Origin of the sequence: Shewanella sp. SG44-6, from assembly GCF_014164185.1 — a bacterium.
Classification (GTDB): Bacteria; Pseudomonadota; Gammaproteobacteria; order Enterobacterales; family Shewanellaceae; genus Shewanella; species Shewanella vesiculosa.
Window position 1 is genome coordinate 1 of sequence record NZ_JACJER010000306.1, and the last position, 674, is coordinate 674.

The 674-nt window shown below is 44.5% G+C and carries 1 protein-coding gene; it reads right to left on the bottom strand.

Features of this window, described 5'->3' with window-relative positions:
- On the bottom strand, window positions 1–659 hold a 659-nt coding region (locus tag H5185_RS23545; protein ID WP_182743354.1), incomplete at its 3' end, for a reverse transcriptase N-terminal domain-containing protein.
- Window positions 660–674 lie beyond the last annotated feature (15 nt).

Here is a 674-nt window from a genome sequence, read left to right on the forward strand (position 1 = left end):
TTGTCCATAAAACCAGACTTTAACCATTGTTCCAACATTCGTTTATCTATGGCGATGTTATCAATTAGCCATTGATGCCCGATTTTGTCGAAGCAGGATTTGATGTCCCCCTCAAGAACCCATTGCGCTGATTTCTTTTGAACCAAGCATTTGAAGCACTGATCGACTGCGTCAGCAGTGCTACGATTGGGTCTAAATCCATAGCTGTTAGGGTCGGCAAGCGTCTCCGATATAGGTTCTAATGCAAGAAGGTGGAGCGCTTGTTGTGCTCTGTCTATCATGCATGGGATACCAAGAGGTCTAAGTTTGCCATTCTTTTTGGGGATATAGATACGCTTGAGTGGTTTGGCTTGATATGCCTTCCTGCTCAATTGATTTACTGCTTTCATGCGGCGGGTATCTGTATTCCAGATAACACCGTCTATTCCAGGCGTTTTACTGCCTTTATTTTGTGATACACGCTTAACAGCAAGAAGTTTTGCTGAACGCGAGTGAGTCAGTATCCACTGCAACGCTTTCGCTTTACCGTGTTTCCCTTCTCGTGTTGCCTTTGCAATACGCATCTGAAGCTTTAATACAGGCGGTTCAACGGATTTCCAGTCTATTGACTGCCATTGAGCGCTGTCAGGAGAGGCACTAATTTCTGTTGAAATCATCATTTGCGTTTCTCCTTG